This is a genomic window from Novosphingobium sp. MMS21-SN21R, from assembly GCF_031846015.1.
Lineage (GTDB): Bacteria > Pseudomonadota > Alphaproteobacteria > Sphingomonadales > Sphingomonadaceae > Novosphingobium.
Genome location: NZ_JAVRDU010000001.1, coordinates 705,603 through 732,318, shown reverse-complemented (window position 1 = coordinate 732,318; position 26,716 = coordinate 705,603). Strand labels below are relative to the sequence as shown.

The window sequence follows — 26,716 nt, the reverse complement described above, 5'->3', positions numbered from 1 at the left end:
AGTGGTATTCTGCTGGAATGACCAAGCCCCGCCCCTTTGCCGACTTTGCGCCTCCCCTCTCCGCCCCCACCGACTTGCGCCGAGCGATCACCGCCGCGACCCGCCGCCCCGAGCGTGAGTGCATGGCCGCGCTTCTACCAGAGGCGGCGCTGCCCGAACCGGTCCGTGCATCAGCGCAGGCGCTCGCGTGCAAGTTGGTAGAGACGCTGCGCGCCAAGCCGCGCGGCAACGGTGTTGAGCAACTGGTGCAGGAATATGCGCTGTCCACGCAGGAAGGCGTCGCGCTGATGTGTCTTGCCGAAGCGCTGTTGCGCATCCCGGACAGCGCCACCCGCGACGACCTGATCCGCGACAAGATTTCTGGCGGCGACTGGCTCGCGCATCTGGGCGGAGATCGCTCGCTGTTCGTCAACGCCGCTACCTGGGGCCTCGTCGTTACCGGCAAGCTGACCGCCAGCGTCGACGACAAGGGCCTCGGCAACGCATTGACCCGCTTGCTGGCGCGGGCTGGCGAACCGGTGATCCGGCGGGGCGTGGACCTCGCCATGCGCATGATGGGCGAGCAGTTCGTGACCGGCGAGACGATTGCAGAAGCGCTCAAACGCGCTCGCCCGCTGGAGGCGCGCGGCTTCCGCTACAGCTACGACATGCTCGGCGAAGCAGCGATGACCGCCAGGGACGCCGACCGCTACTACGCCGATTACGTGGCCGCCATCGACGCCATCGGCACGGCCTCGGCAGGACGCGGGATTTACGAAGGCCCCGGTATCTCGATCAAACTTTCGGCGATTCACCCGCGCTATGTCCGCGCGCAGCAGGACCGCGTCATTGGCGAACTCCTGCCGCGCGTTAAAGCGCTGGCCGTCATGGCCATGCGCCATGACATCGGCTTCAACATCGACGCCGAGGAGGCCGACCGCCTCGAACTCTCGCTCGATCTTCTCGAAGCTCTCGCAATGGACCCGGAACTGGCTGGATGGAACGGGCTGGGCTTCGTCGTCCAGGGCTATGGCAAGCGCTGCCCGGCGGTGATCGACTGGCTCATCGATCTTGCCCGCCGTGCAGGGCGCCGCATCATGGTCCGCCTCGTCAAAGGGGCCTATTGGGATGCCGAAATCAAGCGCGCGCAAGTGGATGGGCAGGCGGATTTCCCGGTATATACCCGCAAGGCCCACACAGATGTGGCCTATGTTGCCTGCGCCCGCCGCCTGCTTGCCGCGCAAGCGGTGGTGTTCCCGCAATTCGCCACGCACAACGCGCAGACCCTCGCCACGATCCACCGCATGGCCGGGCCGGACTTCACCGTTGGCGACTATGAATTCCAGTGCCTCCACGGCATGGGCGAACCGCTTTATGACGAGGTCGTCGGCCCGGACAAGCTGAGCCGCCCCTGCCGCATCTATGCCCCGGTCGGCACGCATGAAACGCTGCTTGCCTATCTCGTCCGCCGCCTGCTCGAAAACGGCGCGAACTCCTCGTTCGTCAACCGCATTGCCAATCCCGATGTGCCGGTGGACGAGATCATCGCAGACCCGGTCGCGCAAGTTGCAGCCTCCGCCGATCCCGGTGCGCCGCACTCGCTGATCGCCCTGCCGCGGGCGCTCTATCCCGATCGCCGCAACAGCGCCGGCCTGGATCTGGCGGATGAAGGCACGCTGGCACGGCTGACCGAACGTTTCACCGCCGTGTCGCGCCTTGTCCGCCACGCCGCACCCTCGGCAGAGTTACCTGCCGCGCCCCCAATCCCTGTGCGCAATCCGGCAGACCATTCGGACATCGTTGGCATGGTCCGCGAAGTTCTGCCCGACGCTGCAGCACAGGCAGCGAGCCTTGCCGCCGCCTCGCGTTGGAGCCAGACCCCCGTCGCCGCCCGCGCGGTCATACTCGAACGCGCCGCCGATGCGATGCAGGCCGCCATGCCCGAACTCATCGCGCTCACCGTGCGCGAAGCGGGCAAGTCGGTCCCCAATGCCATTGCCGAAGTGCGCGAGGCGGTGGATTTCCTGCGCTATTACGCGGCGCAATCCCCTCTGCTAGCAGGCTCGCGCCCACTGGGCGTTGCCCTCTGCATCAGCCCTTGGAACTTCCCGCTCGCCATCTTCACCGGGCAGATCGCTGCCGCTCTGATGGCGGGCAACGCCGTGCTGGCCAAGCCTGCCGAGGAAACCCCGCTGATCGCTTCGGAAGCTGTTCGCATTCTCCACGAAGCAGGCGTGCCCGACGACGCGCTGGTCTTTCTTCCCGGCGATGGCGCCATCGGTGCTGCGCTGGTCGCCGCGCCCGAAACGGCCGCTGTACTGTTCACCGGATCGACCGAAGTCGGCCGTCTGATCCAGCGCCAGCTTGCCGCGCGCCTTTCACCGCAAGGCCGCCCCATCCCGCTGATCGCCGAGACCGGCGGGCAGAACGCGATGATCGTCGACAGTTCGGCGCTTGCCGAGCAGGTCGTCGCCGATGTCCTCGCCTCAGCCTTCGACAGTGCCGGCCAGCGCTGCTCGGCCCTGCGCGTGCTGTGCCTGCAGGATGACGTTGCCGACCACATCCTTGCGATGTTGCGCGGCGCGCTGGCGGAACTCAGCGTCGGCAAGACCGACCGCCTCAGCGCCGATATCGGCCCGGTCATCACCACCGAAGCGCGCGACCGGATCGAAGCCTACATCGCCTGCCTTGCCGCCGCCGGCTGCACAGTGGACCGTCTTCCGCTTGGGCCAGACACGGCAAACGGCACTTTCGTCCCGCCGACGATCATCGAACTGGATGACCCTTCGCTGCTCACGCGCGAGGTGTTCGGTCCCGTCCTGCACGTGATCCGCTTTGCCCGCGCCGACATGGACAAGCTCATCGGCCAGATCAACGCCTGGGGCTATGGCCTGACCTTCGGCCTGCATACTCGCCTCGACGAGACTGTCGCCCGCGTCACCGCCAAAGCCCATGCGGGCAATATCTACGTCAATCGCAACGTGATCGGTGCCGTCGTCGGCGTGCAACCGTTCGGCGGCCACGGCCTGTCCGGCACTGGCCCAAAAGCGGGCGGCCCGCTCTACTTGCGCCGCCTCCTCGCCTCGGCCCCGGCAGCGCCAGCGCTCGCATTGGGAGAGCGTGAACTCACTGGCCCCGTTGGGGAACGCAACATCCACGCGCTGCGTCCTGTCGGCAATGTGCTTATAGCAGCGCAGGATCAGGCGCGCCTGCAAGCGCTGGCGGCAAGGGTCAGGTGCCTTGGCGGATTACCGATAGCAGCCGATCCAGGATGGCAAGGCAAAGGCACGTTGGCACGCGCAATGGTTGATGGCGATGCGGCCTTCACGCTCGCCATCGCACAGGCTGTTGCCGCGCTCGAAGGCCCGATCGTGCCGGTGCTCTCGCCTGCAGACGATGACGCGATGCTGGTGAGTGAAGTCTCGCTCTCGATCAATACCACCGCCGCGGGCGGCAACGCGAGTCTGATGGCCATGGCTTGAATTGGGGCCTGATATTGGTCGCCTGAGCTTTCACTTCCACCGGTTGCGCACAATCCTCCCGATTGTTAGCATTCTAAACGGAAGAGGAAACAAACATGACCGGCAACACGCGCAATTTCGCAGGGAAAATCGCCTTCATCACCGGCGGCGTCAATGGGATCGGCTTCGGCATCGCCCGCGCCTTTGCCATGGCCGGGATGGATCTGGTCCTCACCTACCGCAAGGAACAGGACCGCGAGGATGCCGCACGCTGGTTCGCGGAAAACAAGCTTCCGCCTGCGCGTTACGTCCTGCTCGACGTGACCGACCGCGCGCGCTTTGCCGAAGTGGCGGCGGAAGTCGGCAAGATCCACGTCCTCGTCAACAACGCCGGCGTCAGCGTGTTCGGCCCGACCGACGAGGCGAGCTATGCCGACTACGACTGGATCATGGGCGTCAATTTCGGCGGCGTGGTCAATGGCCTCGTGTCGTTCCTGCCGGGCATGAAGGCGCACGGCGAAGGTGGCCACGTGGTCAACGTCGCCTCGATGGCGGCGTACCTTTCAGGCCCGCAGGCCGGGATCTACACGGCCAGCAAGTTCGCGGTGCGCGGGCTCACCGAAAGCCTGCGCTACAATCTGGCGCCCCATGGCATCGGTGTCTCGCTGATGTGCCCCGGCCTAACCCGCACCAATGCCTGGACCAGTGCCCTCAAGCGTCCCGACGGCTTTGCCGAGTCAGGATTTGCACCTGCGGACGCCGCAGAGCTTGAACAATTCGGCACTGCCTTCGAACTCGGCATGGACCCGCTTGAAGTCGGCCAGAAAACGCTGGCGGGAATGATTGAAAACAAGGGGCTGATCCTCACCCACGGAGAATTTGCCGAGGACTTTGCCGAAATCTACCAGACCTCGCTGGACGCGCTGCCGAAGGAAGAGATTCCCGAGGGCCGCTTGCACATCGAGGCTCTGCGCCGTGCGAGCAACAAGGCCGCGGCGGAAGGCCAGTTGATTGGGCTGGCGGATCTGACCTGAGCAGTAAAGGAGGCGGCGGCCGCTGCAGCCGTCGCCTCCCAGGCACGCGTCTCATCCACACAATAAACGCAACAAAGCTGCGGAGGTTTCCGGACCGATACAGAAAAATTGCTGCACGCGTTCAGCTTTCCTGCAGCCTCAGATGGCCCGCCAATGCCGCAAGATCGCGCTTGGCGCTGTCCTGCAGCAAGGGTGCGATGGCTGGTTGGCAGGCCAGCGAGAGCCGCCCCCCGTCCGAAATAAGCGCGCTGCCCTCCAGAACGGCCTGCGCGCCGGCACCAAAGCGGCGACAAAGCCGCGTCGCAAGACCCCAGCCGCGCGCCTGCGCCAGCATTTCGGGCGAGGCCAGCGTGGCAATGTCGTTCGGTAGCGCCTGTTTCCCGGCATTGGCGTGAAGCGCGGCAGCAAGCATTGCCCGACCCTCGCTGCTCACGCCGACCCAGCGCTTGCGCAGGCCCCAGTCACACGCAAGATCGCGCCGCAGGTTCGGCTCGACCCGCCCTGCGGCAAGGCAGAGCATGATAGCCGCCTGTGCCAGCCCGCCATTGCCCACCGGCACCGCCTGCGCCATCCACCGCGCGGTCGCCTCAGCCTGCTGAGGCAATACGCCCAGCGCCCCGACGAACTCGCCTACCCCTGCCACAAGCGGGTCCTGCGCCTGAACGTCATCGGGCAAAGAGCCAAACAGCACGCCTTCGCGCAGACCCCACGACGAGAACACCAGCCGCCCCGGCTGAAGGTGCCGCACCAGCACCGCGAGCAGGGCCGCCGTGTCGGGAATGCTGGCAAGGCGGCCCGACGAAACACCGTCAACCGGTTGCAGCACCTGCCCGCGCCGCATCAACTGCCGGGCGACGGCCAGTGCCTGTGCCGCATCGAGCGTATAGCCATGCGTATCCTCGAGCGGCGAACCCAGCCGCACCATCGCCGCGCGCGCAAAGGCGCGCATCGATCCGCCGACAAGGTAAAGCGTCACGCCCGGCTCTGCGGCCCAGTCCGCCTTGGCCAGCATGGTGCCGACCTTGCGCACAAACACCCGGTCATCCCCGGCGCGCAAGGCGGGCAAGCGTAGCGAACCCAGCGGCAGGGTCACGCCATGGCTCGTCGCGCCATCTGCAACATCGACCAGTTCGAAACTGCCGCCGCCCATGTCGCCGACGATCCCGCGCGCATCGGGAAACGCGCCGATCACACCCGTCGCGCTCGTCTCGGCTTCCTCGACGCCCGAAAGCAGGCGCGGCTCGAAACCCAGTTCCCGCACCTTGTCAAGAAACGCCGCGCCGTTCGACGCATCGCGCACTGCAGCCGTCGCCACCACGTCTACCCGGCGAACACCGCCCAGATCGATCAGTGCCTTGTAGCGGGCGAGGGCGCTCAGCACATTGGCTACAGCCTTGCCCGCCAGCTTGCCATTCTCGGCCACACCTTTGCCCAGCTTGGCCGAGACTTTCTCGTTGAGCAGCGTCACGGGTGCGCGCGGCGGCCCGCCATAGATCACCAACCGCACCGTGTTGGAGCCTATGTCGATAATCGCACGCGCCTTGTCCCAGGCGAACGCCCGGCCTTGCTGGGGTATGTCAGTCACTCAGCCACGGTGGGCCACGCCGCGCCGCAGCGCAAGCTTGGGGACTTTTCGTCCACTGGAAAGCGCTGCCCCGCGCCCGGAGAGCGATGGGTTGGTCATGAAATAGCGGTGCAGATTGAACGGCTGCTCGCCCTTTTCGAAGCGCACATAGTCACCATCGCTGTGAAGCGCCCAACTCTGCTCGGTGTCGAGCAGGTTGGCGAGCATGACCTGATCGAGGATCTGATCATGCACCGTCGGGTTCTTCACCGGCACCAGCACTTCGACGCGCCGGCCCATGTTGCGGCTCATGCCATCTGCCGAGGAGATGAATACCCTTGCCCGCTTGTTCGGCATGCGCGCGCCATTGCCAAAGGCCCAGATGCGGCTGTGTTCAAGAAAGCGCCCGATGATCGATTTAACTTCGATCGTCTCGGAAAGCCCCGGCACGCCGGGCTTGAGACAACAGATCCCACGCACAACCAGCCGCACTTCGACCCCGGCCCGGCTCGCGTGATAAAGCCGGTCGATCAGGTCGGGATCGGTCAGCTGGTTGAGCTTGGCCCAGATCGTTGCCGGGCGGCCCTTGCCCGCGAGCGCGATCTCGCGGTCGATGCATTCGTAGAGCTTTTCGCGCAAGTTGATCGGGCTGATCGCCAGCAGCTCGGTATGCTTCGGCTCGACATAGCCGGTGACGAAGTTGAACAGCTGCCCCGCATCACGGCCCATGCGCGGATCGGCGGTGAAGAACGACAGGTCGGTATAGATGCGCGCGGTGACCGGGTGATAGTTGCCCGTGCCGAAGTGGCAGTAGGTGCGATAGCCCCCGCCTTCGCGCCGCACCACCAGACTGACCTTGGCGTGGGTTTTCCAGTCGACGAAACCGTAGATCACCTGCACGCCTGCGCGCTCAAGCTGCGCGGCCCACATCAGGTTCTGCTCTTCGTCGAAGCGAGCTTTCAGTTCCACCACGGCCGTCACCGACTTGCCCGCTTCGGCCGCCGTGATCAGCGCGGCGATCACCGCCGACTGCTTGCCCGCGCGATAGAGCGTCTGCTTGATCGCCACCACGTCAGGGTCCGCCGCTGCCTGACGCAGGAAATCGATCACCACCTCGAAGCTCTCGTATGGGTGATGAATCACCAGATCCTTCTCGCGGATCGCCGAGAAGCAATCGCCGTCATGCTCCAGCACGCGCTCGGGATAGCGCGGGTTGTAGGGATCGAACTTCAGATCCTGGCGGTCTTCGTCAACTACGGTGGCAAGCCCGCTCATCGCCAGCAGGCCCCGGCTCTTGATCACCAGCGCATGATCCAGCCGCAACTGCCGGCGCAGCAGCGCTTCGGCGTCAGCATCGAATTCGTCCTGGAGGTGCAGCAGGATCACCTTGCCGCGCCGCCGCCGCTGGATCGCCGTGCGGTAATAGCGCACCAGATCCTCGGCATCTTCCTCAAGCTCGATATCGCTGTCACGCAGCACGCGGAACACACCGTGGCCCAGAATGCGGAAGCCGGGGAACAGCAGCGTCGCATGGCGACGCACCAGTTCCTCGATCCCGATCCAGGACCCTTTCTCGCCCGGCAGGCGCACGAAGCGCGGCAGGGCGGGCGGGATCAGGATCATCTCGCTTACCGCCGCACCATCGGCAATGCGCTGCATCTGGAACAGGATGCCGGTGCCCTGATTGGCGATGAACGGGAAGGGATGTGCCGGGTCGATCGCCTGTGGCGTCAGCACCGGGACGACATGCTCTTCAAAATAATCGCGCAGCCAGTCGGCCTCGGCCCGGGTGAAGGCATCGTTGTCGATCAGCCGAATGCCCGCCTTGGCCAGATCCCCGGACAGGCCGGCAAGCACGTCCTGTTGAGCGTCAACCAGATCCTTCACGGCATCGAGCAGCCCGCCGAGCTGCTGCTGCGGCGTCTTGCCGTCAATCGAAAGCTCGTCGATCTGGCGACGCACCTGCCCGGCGATCCCCGCCACGCGCACCATCATAAACTCGTCAAGATTGCTGCCGCTGATCGACAGGAAGCGCAGGCGTTCGAGCAGCGGGTAATCCGGATTGACCGCCTCGGCCAGCACACGGCGGTTGAACGCAAGCCAGCTTAGTTCGCGGTTGAAAAACCGTTCCTGTACCGGCGGCAAGCTACCTTGATCGGCGCGATGTTCAGTAGACGACATGTATCCGGCCATTGCGCATCCTGCGTTACAGTCGTGTGACAGCTTTGTACCGGATGATTGCGGGCAGCGTCATGTCCGAAATTTCACCGCTGTTTGACGAAGCGTGATTGCGATGGCGAATCTGCGGCAACCCGGTGCATTTCGTCGCTGAAGAGAATCGCAGATCGCCAATCGCCTATAACAGATCGCCACGAGCTAATCGGATGAATCGGCAAATGAAACGCGGCCTTTACCGCCTGTGCGACACCTTTCTTGGCGAGTGCGCCCGCGTCCATGAGGACGCAGGCGACGCTTTCCCGTTTCTCCGGCGCGATCTTTACGAATTTCTGGGCTTCAACCCTCCCTATGACGACCTCCCCATGCAGGAAGCCAACTCGCGGCCCGGAGCCGCTTAGACCAGCGAGAACATCAGGCCGGCAAGCCCGCAAATACCCAGCACAGGCATGATCCCGAGCTTCATCCGGAAGATCAGCACGCCCGCCAGCGCGGCTATCACGCCTACTCGCCAGTCGAAGCTGGACAGCACCGGCATCGCCATGTCCACCGGGCCGATGGCCCACGGCGCGGTGGCGCGGAACAGCACGTGGATCGCAAACCACAGTGTCAGGTTGGCGATGACGCCCACGACCGCTGCCGTGATCGCTGCCAGCCCGCCCTTCAGCGCGCGCGCATTCTCCATACGCTCTATCCATGGCGCGAGCGCGAATATCCACATGAAGCAGGGCACGAACGTCACCCATGTCGTCAACGCCGCGCCCAGCACGCCCGCCACGATGGGGGTGAACGGCTCAGGCGCGCGGAACGCGGCAAGGTAGCCGACGAATTGCGTGACCATGATCAGCGGCCCCGGCGTCGTCTCGGCAAGGCCCAGCCCGTCGGCCATCTCGCCTGGACGCAGCCAGCCGAAGCCGTCAACCGCCTGCTGCGCCATGTAGGAAAGCACTGCATAGGCACCGCCAAAGGTCACCACCGCCAACTTGGAGAAGAACAGCCCGATCTGCCACAGCACGTGATCCGGCCCGAGCAGGGTGAATACCGCAGCCAGTGGCAGCCCCCAGATCACCAGCCCCACCGCAATCGACCGCAAGGTCCCGCCCCATGGTCGGGGGCTGGTGAGCGGCGGCGCACTCGAAAGCTTCACCCCGAGCAGGTCTGGGCGCCGTGACGCGACAATCATGCCGAGCGCACCTGCGCCCAGCACAACCAGCGGAAACGGTAGCGAAAACACCGCCAGCGCAAGGAACGCGGTCATAGCCAGTACCTGCTTGAACCGGGTCTGCAGCGCGCGTCCGGCAATGCGCAGCAGCGCCTGCACGACGATGGCCAGCACCGCCGCCTTGATGCCGGTGAACAGCGCCGCGAACCATCCCAGATCGGCCGCGAGCGCATAGAGCATCGACAGCGCCAGGATAACCACCGCGCCGGGGATAACGAACAGCAGGCCCATCGCAAGGCCGCCGCGCATCCCGTGCAGCTTCCACCCGATCCACGTGGCGAGCTGTTGCGCCTCCGGCCCCGGCAGCAGGTGGCAGAAGTTCAGCGCGTGAAGGAACTGGTCTTCGCTGACCCATTGGCGCTCCTCCACGATCTCGCGGTGCATCAGCGCGATCTGTCCGGCAGGCCCGCCAAAGCTTAGGCACCCGATCCGCGCGGAAACGCGCAGCAGTTCATCGAAGGAGGCAGGCGTACTGGAACTGTTCATGCGTTGACCCACGACCTGTGGTCCGCGCGAAGCGGACAAAACAGGCAACGCTTGGGCCAAGGCTCGTGCAAGTGCAGTTCCAAAGCCTGACCGGGAGGTTGCTTTGCCCCGGTTGCCGCATCGGGATAGCGCCGTTGATCGCTTCAGGAAAGATGCAACCGAGGCACGGCCCGCAATTTCGCCGCGCCCGGCTTCAAGAAAAACTTGGGGGGCCGCTTGGCAAAGCTGCGTGGCCACGGCGCAAGCCATTACCTACAATCAGGATGATATGAAACGCGCACTGATCATTCGCCACGTTCCTTATGAAGGCGTTGCAGGCTATCGCGCGCCGATCGAGGCGGCGGGCTATGACGTGGACCGGATCGACGTCAGCGATCCCGCATTTTCCGCGCTCGATCTGCGCGAACCCGATCTGCTGATCATGATGGGCGGGCCGATGGGGGTCTACGAACAGGACCGCCACCCCTGGATCACCTGCCAGCTCCGTCGCCTGCGCCAGCGGCTCGAAGCCGAGCGGCCTACGCTCGGCGTCTGCTTCGGCGCGCAGATGATCGCCGCCGCGCTCGGCTCGGATGTCTATGCAGGACCGGTGAAGGAAGTCGGCTTCCACCCCGTCACGATTCACCCCAACGCGGCTGCCAGCCCGCTCCAGCACTTGGCCGAAGTGCCCGTGCTGCACTGGCACGGCGATACTTTCGCGCTGCCCGAAGGCACCGAACTGCTGGCATCGAGCCACATCTACGATCATCAGGCCTTCCGCCGCGGCCCCAACCTGCTTGCGCTGCAATTCCACGCCGAAATGGGCGAGGACGAGCGCTTCAACGCGTGGATCGAGGAATGGCCCGAATCGGTGATAGAAGCAGGCGGCACCGAAGCCGACTTGCGTGAGGCCCACGACCGGCTTGGCCCGCAGGCCGTGGCGGCAGGCCGCCAGATGATCGCGCAATGGCTCGCGGAACTTCCCGCCTGACTTTGCGCGAGGGGTTGACGGGCAGGCCCGCATTCCCGCAGGCGGAAGGCACGATCGCCACCGCAGCACGAAAGAGGGACAGATGACCGAAGCACCCATGCAGGACCTGCGTGACCATTTCGCGCACTGCGTCCAGATCTTTGGCGGCGTCACTGCCGCCTCGCGCAGGCTCGGTATCGACGAGCGCGCCATCCGGCGCTTTGTCAGCGGCGAACTGCCGGTCAGCGCCCGGCTGATGCAGGATGTCGGATCGGCACTGCGCGATCTTGTCACCGAAGCAACGGCGGCTGAAAAGCAGATTGCAGCGACCAAGCCATAATCCGGTGCCGTTTAACGCGCCTGAATGACTGCGGGGGACAAGCCCGAAGAATCGCTTGATCCGACTCAACTAAAGAACATAATAGGAACATATGAGCGGTGTTCCTGCCCCGATGCGCCAAAGCGCGCCTGCCCTTGCGCCGTCCCGGCCTCCGTCACGGCGGGCGTTCGGCGTCGCCTCGCTCGATGCTGCGCTGGATGGCGGGCTGGCGCGCGGGCGCATCCATGAGGTCTATGCCGCCGAGGCTGGCGATGCCACCGCTACGGCGGGATTTGCCGTGGCAGTGGCTGCGGGAATGGCGGAACCGGGCCAGACGGTGCTGTGGCTGCGGATGCAGCGGGCCGCCCGGTCTGGCGGAGTAATGCAGGCCAATGGCTGGGCCGAACTCGGCGGCGCGCCGGGCGATGGGCTCGTCGGCGTGGTTCCCGATGCCATGGCCCTGCTGCGCGCTGCCGTCGATGCCCTGCGCTGCGCGGCATTGGGCGCGGTGATCGTGGAAAGCTGGGGCGCAATGCGCGAACTGGACCTGACCGCCAGCCGCCGCCTTGCACTGGCTGCAGAAAAATCCGGCGTCCCGTTGTTCCTGCTGCGGATGGAGGCCACCCCTGTGCCCAGCGCGGCGCAGACCCGCTGGCAAGTGGCCGCCGCCCCTTCGCAGGCACTGCCCGGCAATGCGCCGGGCCTGCCCGCTTTCGATATTACCTTGCTGCGCCAGCGATCCGGCCCGTGCGGCCTCGACTGGCGCCTGGAGTGGGACCGTGACCGACGCATCTTCCGTGAAGCGCCGCTACATGGCGCTGTGGTTTCCGTTCCTGCCCGCAGATCGGCTGCGGATACAGGAGGGGACGACCGGCGCGCCGCCTGACGCACCCCTGGTGCTTGTTGCCAAAGTGCGCGGTGCCTTGCGGCTGCAGGCGGTAAGCGCGCAGGCACAGGCCCTGGGAATCGCCGCGGGGCTGACCCTGGCCGACGCCCGGGCCATGCATCCCGACCTGCTCGTGGCCGACATGGACGAGGCGGCTGACCGCCACTGGCTACAGCGCCTTGCCGAGCATTGCATCGGCTGGTCCCCCCGCGTCGCCACCATGCCGGCCGATGGCATCGTGGTGGACATTGCCGGAAGCGAGCATCTGTTCGGGGGCGAGGCGGGCCTTGTCGTTCAGGCAGAGGACGCCTTCACAGCCATCGGGATGAACCTGCGCGTGGCCTTGGCCTCGACCGCGCAAGGCGCGCTGGCGCTCGCCCGCCATGCGCCCCTGCCCATCAGCGATGAACGGCAGGCCCTGCGCGCACTACCGGTGCTGGCGCTGGAACTGGACGGCGACGCCACGCTGGCGCTGCGCCGGGCAGGATTGAAGACCGTCGGCGATGTCGCCACGCGCCCTGCGGCCAGCATCGCCGCGCGCTTCGGGATGGATGCGGTCACCGCGCTGCGCCGCGTGATGGGCGATGAGCACGCCCCGATCGATCCGCTGGCACAGCCCGAACCGCTGCATTTCGAGCGCCGCTTTGCCGAACCGGTGGCGCTTCAGGCCAGCATCGCCGCCTGCTTCCTCGATCTGTTGCGCGAGGCTGCCCGCGCGATGCAGGAGCGTGATCTTGGCGGGCGGCGCTTTGTCCTGACGCTGTTCCGCAGCGATGGCGCCCGCCACCGCCTCGCAATCGAGACAGGCCTGCCCACGCGCGATCCGGCGCCGGTGCTGCGATTGTTCGACGAACGCATCGCCGCGCTGTCCGATCCGCTCGACCCCGGCTTCGGCTATGACCGTATCACCCTGTTCCTGCCGGTGACCGAGCCGCTTTCCGCCAGCCAGCCCGCGCTTGACGGCAGCGAGAAGGATGCCGCCGCGCTGGCCGACCTGATCGACCGGCTGAGCACGCGGCTCGGCCCTGCCAGCCTGTGCCAGCTGGTCCCGCAGGACAGCCACATCCCTGAACAGATGCAGCTTGCCCTGCCCGCGATCCATGACCGCAAGCCGGTCCGCTGGCCCGCACCGACGGAAGGCGAACCACCGCTGCGCCCGCTATTCCTGTTCGATCCGCCCCAGCCCGTCGAAGTCATCGCCGAAGTGCCCGACGGACCGCCGCATCGCTTCCGCTGGAAGCGCAAGTTGCTCGAAGTGCGGCTTTACGAGGGGCCGGAACGCATCGCCTCGCAGTGGTGGCGGCGCAAGGGCGGCGAAGCCCCCGGCAAGGGTGGGCTGACCCGCGACTACTACCGGGTCGAGGACGCGCGCGGACGGCGCTACTGGATCTTCCGGCACGGGCTCTATGAGGAAAAGCCCGATCCTAACTGGTATGTGCACGGGCTGTTCGCATGACAGCGCCCCTGCCTTTTGCCGCACTGCCTTTTGCCGAACTCGTGGCCGCCACCAATTACAGCTTCCTGCGCGGCGCGTCGCATCCGGCGCAGATGGTCGGGACCGCGCATCACCTCGGCATGGCCGGGCTTGGCATTGCCGATCGCAACACCGTGGCGGGCGTTGTGCGCGCGCATGTCGCCCGAAAAGCCCTGACCGACAAGCTCGGCAAGCCTGTGGGCGATTTCCGGCTGGTGGTCGGCGCGCGGCTGGTCTTTGCCGATGGCACACCGGACGTGGTTGCCTATCCCGCCACCCGCCACGGCTGGAGCCGGCTCACGCGGTTGCTGACGCTGGGCAACCGCCGCACCGAGAAGGGTGATTGCACGCTCCGCCTGCCCGATCTGCTCGATCATGCCGACGATCTGCTGCTGATTGCCACTGGCACCGACCGCACCGTGGTCGAACAGCTGGCACAGGCGTTGCCCGGCGCCGTCTGGCTCGCAGTAACGATGCCGCGCGGCGGCGCAGATGCGCGGCGGCTGGCCGAGGCGAAGGCGTTGGGAGCCGCCTGCGATGTGCCCCTGCTCGCCACTTGCGATGCGCTCTACGATCACCCCGCCACGCGCCCCTTGCACGATGTGCTGACCTGCATCCGCGAAGGCACGACCATCGCCGCAGCGGGCCGCCGCCTGCTCGCCAATGCCGAACGCCACCTCAAACCGCCCGCAGAAATGGCACGCCTGTTCCGCGCCTGCCCCGAAGCGATTGCTGCCACCACCGAAGTGCTTTCCCGCATCACCTTCACGCTGGACGAGCTCCACTACGAATATCCCCGCGAGCCGGTGCCAGCAGGCTGGCAATCGCAGGATTGGCTGGAGCATCTGGTGCTCGAGGGCGGGCGGGCTCTGCTCCCTGAAGGACTGCCGCCGAAGTACCGCGCCGTGCTGGACGAGGAGTTCACCTTGATCCGGCAGAAGAACTACGCCTGCTATTTCCTCACCGTACACGATATCGTGGCCCACGCCCGCAGCCTCGATCCGCCGATCCTGTGCCAGGGCCGGGGCAGCGCCGCCAATTCGCTGGTCTGCTATTTCCTCGGCATCACGCCGGTCGATCCGGTCCGCGAAAAACTGCTGTTCTCGCGCTTCCTGTCCGAAAAGCGTGATGAGCCGCCCGACATCGATGTGGATTTCGAGCATGAGCGCCGCGAGGAGATCATGCAGTATATCTATGCCCGCTATGGCCGCGAACGCGCCGGCATCGCGGCCACAGTCATTCACTATCGCCCGCGCAGCGCCATCCGCGAGGTCGGCAAGGTGCTGGGCTTGACCGAGGACGTCACCACCCGGCTCACCTCGACCATCTGGGGCAATTGGGGCGACGATGTGCCCGAAGAACGCGTGGCCGAAGCCGGGCTGGACTTGGCCAACCCCATGATCGCGCGGCTGAAAGCGCTGATCGACCAGTTGCTGACCTTCCCCCGCCACCTCTCCCAGCATGTCGGCGGCTTCGTGCTGACCGAAACCCGGCTCGACGAACTGGTGCCGATCCACAATGCCGCCATGCCCGATCGCACGTTCATCGAATGGGACAAGGACGATATCGACGCGCTGGGCCTGATGAAAGTCGATGTGCTGGCGCTGGGCATGTTGACCGCCATCCGCAAGAGCTTCGGCCTGCTGCGCGAGCACGGCCTTGGCGATTACGGCCTCCACAACGTGCCGCTCGAAGATCCGGCCACTTACAAGATGCTCCAGCGCGGCGACAGCATCGGCACGTTCCAGGTCGAAAGTCGCGCCCAGATCGCCATGCTCCCGCGCATGAAGCCCAGGGAACTCTACGATCTGGTCATCCAGGTGGCGATCGTCCGCCCCGGCCCGATCCAGGGCGGCATGGTCCATCCCTATCTGCGGCGACGCTGCGGGGAGGAGAAGGTCGTCTTTCCCAGCCCCGCTCCACCGCACGATCCGAACGAACTGCGCGAGGTGCTGGGCAAGACGCTGGGCGTACCGCTGTTTCAGGAACAGGCGATGAAACTGGCCATCGTCGCTGCCAAATTCACCCCGGCGCAGGCCGACGGTCTCCGCCGCGCCATGGCCACCTTCCGCAATCACGGCACGGTGCACAATTACGAGGCGCTGCTGGTCGAAGGCATGGTGGCGCGGGGCTACGAGCGCGATTTTGCCGAACGCTGCTATCTCCAGATCAAGGGGTTCGGCGAATACGGCTTCCCGGAAAGCCACGCCCAGGCCTTTGGCTGGCTCGCCTATGTCTCGTCATGGCTGAAATGCCGCCACCCGGCAGTGTTCACTTGCGCGCTGCTCAACAGCCAGCCGATGGGCTTCTACGCCCCTGCGCAACTGGTGCGCGATGCGCAGGAACACGCGGTTGAGGTGCGTGCGGTGGATGTGAACGCCAGCCACTGGGACTGCACGCTCGAAGGACCCGCTGGCACCAAGCTTGCGCTGCGGCTGGGCTTTGCCCGGATCAACGGTTTCCGCGAAGGCTGGGCGGCGGACATCGTAGAGGCCCGCCAGCAGGGCGATTTCGTTTCGGCAGAAGACCTCGCCCGCCGCGCCACGCTTCCGGCTGCGGCGCTGCGCAAGCTGGCCGATGCCGACGCGTTCGGCTCCTTGTCGCAATCGCGCCGCGATGCGCTATGGGAAGTGCGCCGCACGCCCGCCACCCAGTTGCCGCTGTTCGCCTTTGCCGATGCCCCCGAACTCGGCCAGGAGGCTGCCGCGGACCTGCCCGCGATGACGCTGCCCGAAGAAGTGGTCGCCGATTATCAGACCGCACGCCTGTCATTGAAGGGCCACCCGATGCAGTTCCTGCGCGAGACGCTCGCCCGTGAAGGAATCCGCACGTGCGCCGAAGCCAACCTTACCCGCGATGGCCGCAAGATCAGCATCGCAGGCGTGGTCCTCACCCGCCAGCGCCCCGGCAAGGGCAACGCGGTATTCATCACGATTGAGGACGAGACCGGCGTGGTCAACGCGTTGCTGTGGTCACGCGATCTGGAAAAGCAGCGCCGCGCGGTCATGGCCGCGCGGCTGATGCTGATAGAAGGCGAGATCCAGAAAAGCACCGAAGGCGTGGTCCACCTGATGGCCGCCCGCATAATCGACCGCACCGCCATGCTCGACCGCCTTGCCGAAGAAGACCGAATGACGACGCAAACATCGCGCGGCGACGAAATCGAGCACCCCCAGCGCCCACGCGAGATCCCGCCTCGGCATGGCCACCCTCGCAATGTCAGGATACTACCACGCTCGCGCGATTTCCACTGACCGGATCAGCGCGGGGCCCCTTGAGGGGAAACTGTTTCAGGGATGATGGTGCGCGACGCAGTCGCGAGCGAACGGGTCTCCGCGCGGATTTTCCCTGTTTTGCGAGAATTAACAGGGAATTCTGCAAATTCGTCGGCCCTTCATTGCCATGGGACGGAGTACAACCCGCAGAACTGCGCGGTTTTCTCGCAAATTCCCTGCGCGCAGAACAGGGAAAACGGATTCACCAAACAGGGAATTGATGGTCGCGTAACTGGGAAATGTGCCCTCCCAAACAGGGAACATCACGATGGCGATCAGCAAAAGAGAATTGCAGCGCTAAGTTTCGCCGCTCTCGACCCGCAGCAGGATTAGGGCGTAACCTTTGGCCTGGCCGAGTACCTGCTCGGTCATGACCTCAACGCTTGCCGTGGCAGAGCTGCCCAGCCAGATCTCGGGCTCGCACTCCTCGATCGTGGTCAGGGTTCCGGGGAGATGGATGCCGTCAACAGCCAGTGAATCCGGTGGCACGGATTGGCCGACCTGCACTTCGATCCAGGGAAATTCGGCAGAGCGGTAGACCCGGAGCAGCCGTCGGTGCTGCACGACCAGAACCGCTATGTCGGCGCGGGAGGCAGCAACATAGCCGCGGGCCATCGCCTCCTTGCTGACCGCGAACTCGCGGGCGAGCCGGACGATCTCGGCAAGATCCGGTTCGCGCGAGGTCATGGCCCGCCGGATCCGCTGGGGCGGCATCAGCAGCGCTGCGGCAAAGCGGTTGGCCTCGGCCTCAATCCGCTTGTGGCGATCGTGCGCCTTGGCATCGGTGTGGTGGAAGTCTGCAAGGGCACAGGTCATCGGTTCCCCGGCCCGGGGCATGTGCGTGGGGATCAGGAAGTGTCCCAGCTCGTGACCGATCGAGAACCGGCGCCGCTCCGCCGAACGGCCCTCGGCAAGGAGGATCGCGCCGCTGGCCTTGTGCTCGTCCATGACCAGAGCGGCTTCGTAGGCGCTGGTCGGTATCTCGGTAATCGAGACGATGTCGAGTTGCCGGCAAAGGTCAGCGATGTCGAAGTCCCGCGTCAGGTCGGGTGCAAGTTCGTAAATGCGCGCCGCGAGCGCTGAAGGTGAGCCAAGCCCGTCAAGATCGAGCCGGCTGAACGTCAATCCTTCTCATCCTTGCGGCGCTTCATCTGCTCCATCAACATGCGGATGGTGTCGCGGTCACGTTCCTCGAGCTGTTTGAGGTCCCTGAACATCGCGACCATCTCGGCCGGCTCGTCGCTGCTGTCAGGTGCCTCGCCGACCAAGTCAGCAACCCGCACCCGGAACAGCTCGGCAAGCTTGACCACGAGGTCCATCGACGGATTGGCAGTCGTCCCCTTCTCGAGGTTCCAGACGTGCGCCTTTGAGACGCCAATCGCGTCGGCGACGTCCTGAAGTGAGCGTTTCTGCGCGATGCGCAGGTCGTGAAGCTTGCGGGCAAAAGTCATGGGATGGGCAGTCGTTCAATCGAGTTATGCGGAGTCATACGCCCGCGATTGACATTTGCAAGCGTTCAGTCTATACATACGGCATCGTCAATAAACGGGGTCGCACCATGTCCATCGGTCAAATCGTCGAACGCAACATCACGTCACTGAAAGCCTACGCTGGCAATGCGCGAACCCATTCCAAAAAGCAGATCAAGCAGATCGCCGCCTCAATCGAGCGGTTCGGGTTCACCAACCCGGTGCTGGTCTCAGACGACGGCGAGATCATCGCCGGCCACGGCCGGGGTCTGCGCTGCGAAATTGCTCGGGTGGAAAGCGGTGCCAACAATTGCGCTGTCGCACCTCTCGGAAGTTGAGCGACGGGCCTATGTCCTGGCCGACAACAAGCTGGCACTGAACGCGGGCTGGGATCGTGACATTCTTGCGATCGAGCTCCAGGCGCTGGTCGACTTCCAGTTCGATGTCGAGCTGACCGGGTTTAGCTTGGCCGAGGTTGATATTGTTCTGGACGAAGCGAACGAGGCTGATCCCGGCAAGCTCGATGCGCCCGAGGATAAGGTTGCCTTCGCGAGCGGTGCGCCAGTCTCCCGCCAGGGCGACCTGTGGCAACTTGGCCGGCACAAGCTGCTGTGCGGCGATGCACGCAGCGAGATGGATTTCGCGGCACTCATGGGCACCGAGCACGCCGATCTCGTGTTCACCGATCCGCCCTACAACGTGAAGATTGACGGCAACGTCTGCGGTCTCGGCTCGGTCCGCCACCGCGAGTTCGCCTTTGCCAGCGGCGAGATGAGTGAGAACCAGTTCACTGCGTTCCTCGCCGAGACGCTGGGTAATGCCGCCGCGATCATGCGCGACGGGGCCATCGCCTTCGTGTGCATGGACTGGCGCCACATGGGCGAGATGCTGGCCGCAGGACGCGCGGTGTTCACCGAGCTCAAGAACCTCGTGGTTTGGAACAAGACCAACGGCGGCATGGGCGCGTTCTACCGCTCGAAGCACGAGCTGGTGTTCGTGTTCAAGCAGGGCACCGCTCCCCACACCAACAGCTTCGGGTTGGGCGAGACCGGACGCTACCGCACGAACGTGTGGGATTATGCCGGGATCAGCTCGATCAGCGGATCGCGCGCTGACGAGTTGGCGATGCATCCCACGGTCAAACCGGTGGCACTGATCGCCGATGCGATCCGCGACTGTTCGCGCCGCGGTGAACTGGTGCTCGACTGCTTTGGCGGTTCGGGCTCTACGTTGATCGCGGCGGAGAAGACCGGTCGCTGTGCCCGGCTGATCGAGTACGATCCGCTCTATTGCGACACCATCGTACGGCGCTGGGAGAAACTCACCGGCAAGCGCGCTTCTCTCGCGGTTACCGGGGACTGCTTCGAGGACGTCGCCGAGCAGCGGCTCGGGCTTGCCCTTGACGGGGAGGCGGCCTGATGGGTGACGACAAGCTGCCTGTCCCCTACGCGGTTGGCTATGGCAAACCGCCCGAAGTCCACCGTTTTCAGAAGGGCAGATCCGGCAATCCCGGGGGCCGGCCCAAGCGCGCCATGGCCAAGCCGAAGAAGGTCAACACCGGGTTCGGGATGAAGGCTGCCGAGGAGTACCTGCGGCTTGAGGCCTATCGTCCGGTCATGGTCCGCGAGGGCGAGCAGGTAATCGAGCTCCCCACGATCCAGGCGGTGTTCCGCGCAATGGGCGTGGCGGCGATGAAGGGCAACCGGTTCGTCCAGAAGACCCTTGCCGACATGGTCGCGCGGATGGAAGCCGAGCACCATGCCTCGAGGTTCGAGCTGTTCGGCACAATGGTCGAGTACAAGCACAAGTGGGGCGAGGAGATCGAGCGGTGCCGCAGGCTCGGCATTCCTGAACCACAGCCGGTCCCGCACCCCGACGACATCATCCTCGATCCGAACACCGGGGACACCCAGATCCTCGGCCCCAAGACCAAGGAGCAGAAGCAGGCGCTCGAAGGCGCCCTCGCCCGCCGCGCAGAGGCGCAGGACGAGGTCACGTACTTCGCTGACAAGCATCGCCGCACGCGGGATCCGAAACTCAAGCAGCGCTACCTCGACGACTGGCACTTCGAGCAGCGCATGTTCGACATAATCAACGATGTCGTAGGCCCGCGCTACAAGGCGAAGCTGCAGAACCGGTCGTATGCGAAAGGCGCTTCGCAATCGGGCAAGGCGCTCGATGAGATGAGGCGGAACAAGCAGTTGCGGGGCGAGTACTTGGAGTAGATCGCGAATCGGAGGCGAGGGCCTTACTTCCTGCCATTCCGAATTCCGGATGAAGTCGTAGAAACCAGCCACACATTCATAGTGAGACGGGAATTGAAAACGACGAAATTTGGGACATACTTGCCGTTCCCAACGCGCTTTTGCGAACGGCGGTCCTTGCTGAAAGCTTCCATCGAAGCTCAGCAATGTTCGTTCCGTCAATCAGAAACAGCGGCACTTGCGACCGTAACATCATCGGCTGCACTACCGCCTGATACGCCAAGCGCCCCTATCACTCTGCCGTTTGCCACAATCGGAACGCCGCCGCCGATCGCAATGACCTCATCGGACGACAGCAGAACGGTTCTCCCGCCCGCTACACGGCTCTCGAACTCGGAGGTTGGCAGGCGGAAACGCGCGGCGGCACGGGCCTTCTGCTGTGCGAGGTGGACAGATCCGTACACGACATCGTCCATCCTGGCGAATGCGACCAATTCGCCCGACGGCTCGACCGCGGAAAAAGCCATCTTGAAGTTGCGCGCTTTCGCCAGCTTTTGGGCCCTGTCGATCAGCTCCATCGCATCTGCGAGCGTGATCGGAGCACCATAGCCAACCGGCGCGGCGGCCGCCGCGGCCGGCACAGCGGTTTGTGCTGCGACAGGTGCCGAGATTATCGCTGCGGCGGCGACAAGCAGCAGATGTTTCATCACGTTACTCTCCCAGGAGGCGCGTGAAAGCCATCGAGGCAAGTTGCCACCTGCCATCGCGCCGAACATAAACCTCGGTCACGCTGAACGGATTGGTCACTTCGTTTCCGCCTACGACCGCCAACAGGCGCAGGCGGCTATACGACGGCGGTATCGCCGATCGATTCGGCCGAGATATCGCTGATGTCTGCGCATTTGTATTCGATCCTGCTGCTGCGGATCACGTCCAGTTCGCCGGTCCGGTCCATCGTGGCGCCCATGTGAACGAAGCGCGACTGGGCGTGGAACAGCCCTTCGAGCTGCTGTATGTCCCGGTTGGCCATCCATAGCCATTTCTGGCGGGAAAGCGCGATCAGGTCATTTGTTTCGGTGGCGACTTCGCTGCCGGCAAGCGATGGTGGCGTTGCAGTCATGGCAATGGCTCCTGCGGTTTGCAGACAGCCCGAAATGGCCGCCAAGGTAACGAGGCTTTTCATGAACAAATGCATGGACTGGTTCCTCAACGCTTCGGCGGTGCTTCCACGCCGGAATAGGCGAGCACGGCATCGGGAAGGCGCTGCCCCGCTACTTCGACCGCGCGTACTGCGGTATTGAGTTCTGCCAGTTCCGAGGCGGAGAAGCGGACATCAACTGCGCCGACGTTCTGTTGCATGTGCGCGAGATTGGTGGTGCCCGGAATGGGCACGATCCACGGCTTCTGCGCCAGCAGCCAGGCCAGCGCAATTTGCGCCGGCGCGGCCTGCTTGCGCTGCGCCCATGCCTTCAGGATGGCAACAAGCTGCAGGTTGTGCGGCAGGTTCTCCGGCGAGAAGCGGCTCTCGATGCCGCGAATGTCTCCTTGCGCGAAACGGGTGTTGGCATCGATCCACCCTGTCAGGAATTGAACGCCCAGCGGACTCCACGGCACGAAACCGATGCCCAGTTCCTCGCACAGGGGCAGCACTTCGCGCTCAGGGCCGCGCCACAGCATCGAGTATTCGCTTTGTACGGCGCTCAGCGGAAGCTCGGCATGGGCGCGGCGCAAGGTGCCAAGGCCCATTTCACTGAGGCCCCAGTGCAGAACCTTGAAGGCGTGTTAACGGTCAGATGGATCCGGATGCGTAGGCTGGAGCGATGCCGGGCCGATCTGGAGAACCCCGAAATGCGAAATCTTTCAATCAGTGAAATCGCCTTTAACCACGGTTTTAGTAATATCAGCAGTTTCAATCGCGCATTCAAGGCGAGGTTCAAAGTTGCGCCAACGGCTCTGCGCAATTCCTAGTCGGTCGGCTTCGTTGCAGGCAGCGGCAGCTTTGATGCCAGCCAAGCCGCCACTGCTACATATCCGCCAAAGTACATACCCCCGCCCGCTGTCGCGAAACAAAGCTCGATCCAGTTTACCTTCAGTTGCACCAAGGGGGCAGCAACAACGATAGAAAAGAGCATGGTCGCAGCATTGATAAAAATCGGAATTTTCTGGATCACGTCCATGTAGATAGCGATTGCGAGCATGAGCAGCCCCGCCGCCAACCCGGCACCCCCATACCGGGATGCGCCATAAAACATTGTCCATGCGATGCCGATTCCGGCCAGTGCGCCAATTATCGAGGCAGGAAGCCTCCGCATCGCCAAGCGTTCGACCTTGGCCCAGTACCACAAGATCATAAAGCCTGCGAAAAGCGAAGCTTCAGAAAGAAAGTGGCCGCCAATGGCTGCCCATCCTATGATTGCCGTAATGATGACCAAGGCCACGCCGAACCCGCCAATAGAGGAAGGCGGAACATTCTCTTGTGTGCCCATGGCGTTCATGTCAGGCGTCATGCCGCTCTCCCGATGCTGTAGTGGTTTACGTGATCGCTGAAACCACGTAAGTTCAGGATTGTCAGAAATCGCATGGCGACATGGCCATCATGATCTCTGACCCTGCTTCGACCTTGGCACGCAAGCTGGCTGTTTCTGGCAAAATGCGTGACGCATAGAATTGCGCTGCAAGGAGTTTAGTGGTGAGAAAGCCAGATCTTTGATCACTAGCGGCGCCGTCTGAAAGTGCAGCTTCAGCCATGCGCAACCACATGAAACCGAGCGTGACGACGCCAAACATGTGCAGGAACGCCGTTGCACCTGCGCCAAGGTCGTCCGGTTCTGCAGCACCTCTACGTTGGAGCCAGATCGCCGCGGCCTTGACGTCGCTTGCCGCACGATCGAGAGATGTTGAAATCTTGGCGAGTTCGGGACGGGAAGAAGTGTTGGAAATCAGGCCTTCAACGTCCTCAACGAAGCATTCGAATGTCTTGCCGCCGCGCAAGCCAAGCTTTCGTCCAACAAGGTCCATTGCCTGAACAGCATTTGCACCCTCGTAAATCATGGCGATTCGGGCGTCACGAACGAATTGGTCCACGCCATTTTCGCTGATGTAGCCGTGCCCGCCCCAAATTTGCTGGCAGTTAACGGCTGTTTCAAATCCCTTGTCTGATCCGAACGCCTTGATGACCGGCGTTAGCAGGGCAAGGCGGTCTTCCGCTTCGGCGCGCTCGGTAGCATCTGGCGAATGCTCGGCAACATCGACAAGCAGCCCCCCCCAAAGGCAAAGCGCACGCAAGCCTTCAGTGTAGACCTTGGCCTCCATTAGAACCCGGCGCACATCAGGGTGAACGATGAGCAGGTCAGCAGGCTTGTCAGGCTCTGACGGACCGGTCAGAGCCCGCCCCTGCCGGCGATCGAGTGCATAAGCCTTTGCATTCTGGAACGCGGCTTCTGCTTGGGCAAGGCCCTGCTGACCAACTCCCAGCCGGGCAGAATTCATCATGACAAACATGGCGGACAGTCCGCGATGTGGTTCACCTACTAGCCAACCCGTCGCTCCATCATAATTCATGGTGCAGGTTGCGCTGCCACGGATACCCATCTTGTGTTCGATGGAGCCGCAACTCACGCTGTTCTGTGCACCGGGTGCGCCGTCCGAATCGGGGATAAATTTGGGCACCAGAAAGAGCGAAATACCGCGTACGCCAGCGGGTGCATCGGGGAGGCGCGCCAGTACGAGGTGGACGATATTCTCGGTGAGGTCGTGCTCTCCTGCGGTGATGAATATTTTCGTGCCGGAAATTGCAAAGGTGCCATCCGCGTTCGGCGTTGCCTTCGTTCGCAGCAAGCCAAGATCGGTACCGCAGTGCGGTTCCGTGAGATTCATAGTGCCAGACCATTGTCCCGTGGTCATGCGCGGCAGATACAGCGCTTTCAGTTCATCCGAAGCCGACGCCGCCAATGCGGCAGTTGCAGCATTCGTCAGTCCCGAATAGGTTTCGAATGCCTGATTAGCTGAAAGGACGTATTCCGAAGCTGCGGTCGATACGATCTTGGGAAGGCCCATTCCGCCAAACTCAGCAGCGCCTTCCAGCGCCGCCCACCCCGCGTCTAACCATTGCCGGTATGCGGCCTTGAAGCCGGGCGGCGTGGTGACGCTACCATTCTCATTGCGTGTACACCCGTTCATGTCGCCTGTCTGATTTAGCGGCGCTAAGACTTCGCTTGCGAACCTGCCGACACCGTCAAGGATTGCCTTGAAGAAGCCCTCATCCAGAGCATCGTAACCTTCAAGATGGGAATAGCGATCAATCTGGAGGACGTGCTTTACGACGAACCAGGTGTCGTCTGTTGGAGCTGCGTAAGTGGTCATGATAGTCCTCTGGTCTGTCGTCTGTGCAATTGGAGCAGACGTAAGGCTTGGATGGCGTTAGGGGACCGCGATCACAGCTTTGCGGTCAGTTCGGGGACCAGCGTGAACAGGTCGCCGACGAGGCCGAGGTCTGCGACTGCGAAGATCGGGGCGTCTTCGTCCTTGTTGATGGCGATGATGGTCTTGGAGTCCTTCATGCCCGCAAGATGCTGGATCGCGCCCGAGATGCCGATCGCGATGTAGACTTCGGGAGCGACGATCTTGCCGGTCTGGCCGACCTGGTAGTCGTTGGGCACGTAGCCTGCGTCGACCGCCGCGCGGCTTGCACCGATGCCCGCGCCGAGCTTGTCCGCCAGCGGCGTGATGACCTGCTCGAACGTCGCGGCGTCCTTGAGCGCGCGGCCGCCCGAGACGATGATCTTGGCGCTGGTCAGTTCCGGACGCTCGGACTTGGCGATCTCGGCGCTGACGAAGCTGCTGAGGCCGCTGTCGGGGGTGGCGCTGACGGCTTCGACCGATGCACTGCCGCCGGTCGCGTCAGCCTTGGCAAAGGCGGTGCCGCGCACGGTGATCACCAGCTTGGCGTCGCTGCTTTCGACCGTGGCGATGGCGTTGCCGGCATAGATCGGGCGGGTGAACGTCCGGGGACCCTCGACCGAGAGGATGTCCGAGACCTGCATCACGTCGAGCAGGGCGGCCACGCGCGGCGCGACGTTCTTGCCGGTGGTCGTGGCGGGCGCGACGAAGGCGTCGTAGTCCGCCATCAGGCTTGCCACCAGCGGCGCGAGGTTTTCCGCCAGCGCATTGGCGAGCGCCGCGTCATCAGCCTTGATGACCTTGGCAACGCCTGCGATCTGCGCGGCAGCCTGCGCGGCGCCGTCACAATCCGTGCCTGCGACCAGCGCGGTCACTTCGCCAAGCTGGCTGGCAGCGGTGATGGCGGCGAGCGTCGCATCCTTGACCGATGCGTTGTCGTGTTCGACCAGAACCAGTGTCTTCATCTGTCTATCCTCTGATCCGTTCGTCCTGAGCCTGTCGAAGGGCGCGGGCAAGGCGTGCGGGCTTCGACAAGCTCAGCCCGAACGGGGAATGGGGGAACGGGGCAGCCCTCAGGCTACGCCCATTTCCTTGAGCTTGGCGACCAGCGCGTCGACGTCGGCGACCTTGATCCCGGCGCTGCGCACCGGCGGTTCGCTTACCGTCAGCGTCTTGAGCCGCGGCGCGGTGTCGACGCCGTAATCGGCGGGCGTCTTGTTCGCCAAGGGCTTGGACTTGGCCTTCATGATGTTGGGCAGGCTTGCATAGCGCGGCTCGTTCAGGCGCAAGTCGGTGGTGACCACCGCAGGCAGCGCCAGCTTCACCGTCTGCAGACCCCCGTCGATCTCGCGCTTGACCACGACCGCATCGCCCTCAACCGTAATCTCGTTGGCAAAGGTGCCCTGCGGACGCCCGAGCAATGCCGCGACCATCTGGCCGACCTGGTTCGAATCGTCGTCGATCGCCTGCTTGCCGGTGATGATCAGGCCCGGAGCCTCTTCGCCGGCGATGCCCGCAATGATCTTGGCCACCGCCAGCGGCTCGACCTCGTCGTCGCTCATCACCAGAATCGCCCGGTCCGCGCCCATCGCCAGCGCCGTGCGCAGCGTCTCCTGCGCCTTCTGCGGACCCACCGAAACCGCCACGATCTCGGTCACAACGCCCTTCTCCTTCAGGCGAATGGCTTCCTCGACCGCAATCTCGTCAAACGGGTTCATGCTCATCTTCACGTTCGCAAGATCAACACCAGAACCGTCGCTCTTCACACGAGGCTTCACGTTGTAATCTATCACGCGCTTCACGCAGACCAGGGCTTTCATT

24 protein-coding genes are annotated in these 26,716 nt (G+C 64.1%); 12 read left to right on the top strand and 12 right to left on the bottom strand.

Annotation, left to right across the window (positions count from 1 at the left end; translation table 11 throughout):
- Positions 1–17 precede the first annotated feature (17 nt).
- Together putA and RM192_RS03450 are read left to right on the top strand one after the other, a co-directional pair.
- Positions 18–3,461, top strand: coding sequence for a bifunctional proline dehydrogenase/L-glutamate gamma-semialdehyde dehydrogenase PutA (gene putA / locus RM192_RS03455; protein WP_311506182.1), 3,444 nt, complete (start codon positions 18–20; stop codon positions 3,459–3,461).
- Positions 3,462–3,556: 95 nt separating this feature from the next.
- Positions 3,557–4,474 (top strand): SDR family oxidoreductase, encoded by a 918-nt coding sequence (locus RM192_RS03450; protein WP_311506181.1) that lies wholly within the window; start codon positions 3,557–3,559, stop codon positions 4,472–4,474.
- Between the two features lie 121 nt (positions 4,475–4,595).
- Here the strand turns inward: RM192_RS03450 and RM192_RS03445 are convergent, their stop codons facing one another.
- Together RM192_RS03445 and RM192_RS03440 are read right to left on the bottom strand one after the other, a co-directional pair.
- Positions 4,596–6,059 (bottom strand): Ppx/GppA family phosphatase, encoded by a 1,464-nt coding sequence (locus RM192_RS03445; protein ID WP_311506180.1) that lies wholly within the window; start codon positions 6,057–6,059, stop codon positions 4,596–4,598.
- On the bottom strand, positions 6,060–8,219 hold the full coding sequence (locus tag RM192_RS03440) for an RNA degradosome polyphosphate kinase (protein ID WP_311508558.1): 2,160 nt from the start codon (positions 8,217–8,219) through the stop codon (positions 6,060–6,062).
- Positions 8,220–8,434: 215 nt separating this feature from the next.
- Here RM192_RS03440 and RM192_RS03435 point away from each other — a divergent pair, with 215 nt between their 5' ends.
- The gene (locus tag RM192_RS03435) at positions 8,435–8,614 is read left to right on the top strand and encodes a hypothetical protein (RefSeq protein WP_311506179.1); all 180 of its coding nucleotides are present in this window, start codon (positions 8,435–8,437) and stop codon (positions 8,612–8,614) included.
- On the opposite strand, the gene chrA is transcribed toward RM192_RS03435, so the two are convergent.
- Positions 8,611–9,921, bottom strand: a complete 1,311-nt coding sequence (gene chrA, locus RM192_RS03430; protein ID WP_311506178.1) for a chromate efflux transporter — start codon at positions 9,919–9,921, stop codon at positions 8,611–8,613. The genes RM192_RS03435 and chrA overlap by 4 nt on opposite strands.
- 268 nt (positions 9,922–10,189) lie before the next feature.
- On the opposite strand from chrA, the gene RM192_RS03425 reads away from it, so the two are divergent.
- The 5 genes from RM192_RS03425 (at position 10,190) to RM192_RS03405 (ending at position 16,803) form a co-directional block, all read left to right on the top strand.
- The gene (locus tag RM192_RS03425) at positions 10,190–10,891 is read left to right on the top strand and encodes a glutamine amidotransferase (protein ID WP_311506177.1); all 702 of its coding nucleotides are present in this window, start codon (positions 10,190–10,192) and stop codon (positions 10,889–10,891) included.
- A gap of 82 nt (positions 10,892–10,973) precedes the next feature.
- Positions 10,974–11,210 carry a hypothetical protein gene (locus tag RM192_RS03420; protein ID WP_311506176.1) on the top strand — a complete coding sequence of 79 codons (237 nt, stop codon included), beginning with the start codon at positions 10,974–10,976 and terminating at the stop codon, positions 11,208–11,210.
- Between the two features lie 91 nt (positions 11,211–11,301).
- Positions 11,302–12,075 (top strand): hypothetical protein, encoded by a 774-nt coding sequence (locus RM192_RS03415; protein ID WP_311506175.1) that lies wholly within the window; start codon positions 11,302–11,304, stop codon positions 12,073–12,075.
- Positions 12,002–13,531 (top strand): DNA polymerase Y family protein, encoded by a 1,530-nt coding sequence (locus tag RM192_RS03410; RefSeq protein WP_311508557.1) that lies wholly within the window; start codon positions 12,002–12,004, stop codon positions 13,529–13,531. Before RM192_RS03415 ends, RM192_RS03410 begins: the two co-directional genes overlap by 74 nt.
- The gene (locus tag RM192_RS03405) at positions 13,528–16,803 is read left to right on the top strand and encodes an error-prone DNA polymerase (protein ID WP_311506174.1); all 3,276 of its coding nucleotides are present in this window, start codon (positions 13,528–13,530) and stop codon (positions 16,801–16,803) included. Before RM192_RS03410 ends, RM192_RS03405 begins: the two co-directional genes overlap by 4 nt.
- A gap of 318 nt (positions 16,804–17,121) precedes the next feature.
- On the opposite strand, the gene RM192_RS03400 is transcribed toward RM192_RS03405, so the two are convergent.
- Both RM192_RS03400 and RM192_RS03395 read right to left on the bottom strand, forming a co-directional pair.
- Positions 17,122–17,949, bottom strand: coding sequence for an ImmA/IrrE family metallo-endopeptidase (locus RM192_RS03400; protein ID WP_311506173.1), 828 nt, complete (start codon positions 17,947–17,949; stop codon positions 17,122–17,124).
- Positions 17,946–18,275 carry a helix-turn-helix transcriptional regulator gene (locus RM192_RS03395; protein WP_311506172.1) on the bottom strand — a complete coding sequence of 110 codons (330 nt, stop codon included), beginning with the start codon at positions 18,273–18,275 and terminating at the stop codon, positions 17,946–17,948. The genes RM192_RS03400 and RM192_RS03395 overlap by 4 nt, the downstream gene beginning before the upstream one ends.
- A gap of 107 nt (positions 18,276–18,382) precedes the next feature.
- Here RM192_RS03395 and RM192_RS03390 point away from each other — a divergent pair, with 107 nt between their 5' ends.
- Genes RM192_RS03390 through RM192_RS03380 form a run of 3 tightly spaced genes read left to right on the top strand, consistent with a single transcriptional unit; the run spans position 18,383 to position 20,518 of the window.
- Positions 18,383–18,631 (top strand): ParB/Srx family N-terminal domain-containing protein, encoded by a 249-nt coding sequence (locus tag RM192_RS03390; RefSeq protein ID WP_311506171.1) that lies wholly within the window; start codon positions 18,383–18,385, stop codon positions 18,629–18,631.
- Positions 18,594–19,712: a DNA modification methylase gene (locus RM192_RS03385; protein WP_311506170.1), complete on the top strand. Its 1,119-nt coding sequence runs from the start codon at positions 18,594–18,596 to the stop codon at positions 19,710–19,712. The genes RM192_RS03390 and RM192_RS03385 overlap by 38 nt, the downstream gene beginning before the upstream one ends.
- The gene (locus RM192_RS03380; RefSeq protein ID WP_311506169.1) at positions 19,712–20,518 is read left to right on the top strand and encodes a DUF5681 domain-containing protein; all 807 of its coding nucleotides are present in this window, start codon (positions 19,712–19,714) and stop codon (positions 20,516–20,518) included. Before RM192_RS03385 ends, RM192_RS03380 begins: the two co-directional genes overlap by 1 nt.
- Positions 20,519–20,715: 197 nt before the next feature.
- Here the strand turns inward: RM192_RS03380 and RM192_RS03375 are convergent, their stop codons facing one another.
- The 3 genes from RM192_RS03375 to RM192_RS03365 form a co-directional block, all read right to left on the bottom strand.
- Positions 20,716–21,204, bottom strand: a complete 489-nt coding sequence (locus RM192_RS03375; protein WP_311506168.1) for a heme-binding protein — start codon at positions 21,202–21,204, stop codon at positions 20,716–20,718.
- A gap of 137 nt (positions 21,205–21,341) precedes the next feature.
- A complete protein-coding gene (locus tag RM192_RS03370; RefSeq protein WP_311506167.1) occupies positions 21,342–21,617 on the bottom strand; it encodes a nuclear transport factor 2 family protein in 276 nt (91 codons plus the stop codon).
- 86 nt (positions 21,618–21,703) lie between these two features.
- A complete protein-coding gene (locus RM192_RS03365; RefSeq protein ID WP_311508556.1) occupies positions 21,704–22,264 on the bottom strand; it encodes an aldo/keto reductase in 561 nt (186 codons plus the stop codon).
- On the opposite strand from RM192_RS03365, the gene RM192_RS20030 reads away from it, so the two are divergent.
- Positions 22,214–22,465, top strand: coding sequence for a helix-turn-helix domain-containing protein (locus RM192_RS20030; protein ID WP_409233776.1), 252 nt, complete (start codon positions 22,214–22,216; stop codon positions 22,463–22,465). The two genes, RM192_RS03365 and RM192_RS20030, sit on opposite strands and share 51 nt — an antisense overlap.
- Here RM192_RS20030 and RM192_RS03360 read toward each other — a convergent pair.
- From RM192_RS03360 to RM192_RS03345, 4 genes are all read right to left on the bottom strand, one after another.
- On the bottom strand, positions 22,462–23,004 hold the full coding sequence (locus RM192_RS03360; RefSeq protein ID WP_311506166.1) for a hypothetical protein: 543 nt from the start codon (positions 23,002–23,004) through the stop codon (positions 22,462–22,464). The two genes, RM192_RS20030 and RM192_RS03360, sit on opposite strands and share 4 nt — an antisense overlap.
- Positions 23,005–23,065: 61 nt before the next feature.
- The gene (locus RM192_RS03355) at positions 23,066–24,859 is read right to left on the bottom strand and encodes an acyl-CoA dehydrogenase C-terminal domain-containing protein (RefSeq protein WP_311506165.1); all 1,794 of its coding nucleotides are present in this window, start codon (positions 24,857–24,859) and stop codon (positions 23,066–23,068) included.
- 71 nt (positions 24,860–24,930) lie between these two features.
- The gene (locus RM192_RS03350) at positions 24,931–25,860 is read right to left on the bottom strand and encodes an electron transfer flavoprotein subunit alpha/FixB family protein (protein WP_311506164.1); all 930 of its coding nucleotides are present in this window, start codon (positions 25,858–25,860) and stop codon (positions 24,931–24,933) included.
- 108 nt (positions 25,861–25,968) lie between these two features.
- Positions 25,969–26,715, bottom strand: a complete 747-nt coding sequence (locus RM192_RS03345; RefSeq protein WP_311505855.1) for an electron transfer flavoprotein subunit beta/FixA family protein — start codon at positions 26,713–26,715, stop codon at positions 25,969–25,971.
- Position 26,716: the final 1 nt, after the last annotated feature.

Excerpts from the sequence above, each read along its gene's own strand:
- RM192_RS03345 (WP_311505855.1), bottom strand. The coding sequence starts at position 26,715 with ATGAAAGCCCTGGTCTGCGTGAAGCGCGTGATAGATTACAACGTGAAG.
- RM192_RS03435 (WP_311506179.1), top strand. The coding sequence starts at position 8,435 with ATGAAACGCGGCCTTTACCGCCTGTGCGACACCTTTCTTGGCGAGTGC.
- RM192_RS03405 (WP_311506174.1), top strand. The coding sequence starts at position 13,528 with ATGACAGCGCCCCTGCCTTTTGCCGCACTGCCTTTTGCCGAACTCGTG.
- RM192_RS03410 (WP_311508557.1), top strand. The coding sequence starts at position 12,002 with ATGGCGCTGTGGTTTCCGTTCCTGCCCGCAGATCGGCTGCGGATACAG.
- RM192_RS20030 (WP_409233776.1), top strand. The coding sequence starts at position 22,214 with ATGGGCGCGGCGCAAGGTGCCAAGGCCCATTTCACTGAGGCCCCAGTG.
- putA (WP_311506182.1), top strand. The coding sequence starts at position 18 with ATGACCAAGCCCCGCCCCTTTGCCGACTTTGCGCCTCCCCTCTCCGCC.
- RM192_RS03415 (WP_311506175.1), top strand. The coding sequence starts at position 11,302 with ATGAGCGGTGTTCCTGCCCCGATGCGCCAAAGCGCGCCTGCCCTTGCG.
- RM192_RS03355 (WP_311506165.1), bottom strand. The coding sequence starts at position 24,859 with ATGACCACTTACGCAGCTCCAACAGACGACACCTGGTTCGTCGTAAAG.
- RM192_RS03360 (WP_311506166.1), bottom strand. The coding sequence starts at position 23,004 with ATGACGCCTGACATGAACGCCATGGGCACACAAGAGAATGTTCCGCCT.
- RM192_RS03370 (WP_311506167.1), bottom strand. The coding sequence starts at position 21,617 with ATGACTGCAACGCCACCATCGCTTGCCGGCAGCGAAGTCGCCACCGAA.
- RM192_RS03350 (WP_311506164.1), bottom strand. The coding sequence starts at position 25,860 with ATGAAGACACTGGTTCTGGTCGAACACGACAACGCATCGGTCAAGGAT.
- RM192_RS03390 (WP_311506171.1), top strand. The coding sequence starts at position 18,383 with ATGTCCATCGGTCAAATCGTCGAACGCAACATCACGTCACTGAAAGCC.
- RM192_RS03375 (WP_311506168.1), bottom strand. The coding sequence starts at position 21,204 with ATGAAACATCTGCTGCTTGTCGCCGCCGCAGCGATAATCTCGGCACCT.
- RM192_RS03440 (WP_311508558.1), bottom strand. The coding sequence starts at position 8,219 with ATGTCGTCTACTGAACATCGCGCCGATCAAGGTAGCTTGCCGCCGGTA.
- RM192_RS03395 (WP_311506172.1), bottom strand. The coding sequence starts at position 18,275 with ATGACTTTTGCCCGCAAGCTTCACGACCTGCGCATCGCGCAGAAACGC.
- RM192_RS03425 (WP_311506177.1), top strand. The coding sequence starts at position 10,190 with ATGAAACGCGCACTGATCATTCGCCACGTTCCTTATGAAGGCGTTGCA.
- RM192_RS03450 (WP_311506181.1), top strand. The coding sequence starts at position 3,557 with ATGACCGGCAACACGCGCAATTTCGCAGGGAAAATCGCCTTCATCACC.
- chrA (WP_311506178.1), bottom strand. The coding sequence starts at position 9,921 with ATGAACAGTTCCAGTACGCCTGCCTCCTTCGATGAACTGCTGCGCGTT.
- RM192_RS03380 (WP_311506169.1), top strand. The coding sequence starts at position 19,712 with ATGGGTGACGACAAGCTGCCTGTCCCCTACGCGGTTGGCTATGGCAAA.
- RM192_RS03420 (WP_311506176.1), top strand. The coding sequence starts at position 10,974 with ATGACCGAAGCACCCATGCAGGACCTGCGTGACCATTTCGCGCACTGC.